The sequence below is a fragment of the uncultured Microbulbifer sp. genome, assembly GCF_947489355.1.
Classification (GTDB): domain Bacteria; phylum Pseudomonadota; class Gammaproteobacteria; order Pseudomonadales; family Cellvibrionaceae; genus Microbulbifer.
Genome location: NZ_CANLDD010000227.1, coordinates 1 through 275, shown reverse-complemented (window position 1 = coordinate 275; position 275 = coordinate 1). Strand labels below are relative to the sequence as shown.

Below are 275 nucleotides of genomic sequence, written 5' to 3'. Positions count from 1 at the left end.
CTCACCATGCAGGCGATCTGCTTGTTTTTCCATGGCTTGCTGGCGGAACAACCCTGTCACTACAACTTCCTTACTACCGCTTATTTTTTATGGCGCATTTTTTATCATTTCGTGGCAGAAAAATCTACACGATTAGATTACAAGCCATTACAGTGACTGTTCAAAGAGAAGAGATGGGTAACTGTGTGAGATAGCTGCTAATCTGTAGTAGTTCAGACTTGATCTGACAGTTACCGGTTTTTCTGACGGTGGTCTGTCAGGTCAGGTTCAGTTCA

Annotated in this window: 1 protein-coding gene; it reads left to right on the top strand. The window is 43.3% G+C overall.

What is annotated here, in order from left to right; genetic code table 11:
- Positions 1 to 194, top strand: a 194-nt coding sequence (locus tag Q1A48_RS21565; RefSeq protein WP_299948945.1) for a hypothetical protein, incomplete at its 5' end; no start/stop codon positions are given.
- Positions 195 to 275 lie beyond the last annotated feature (81 nt).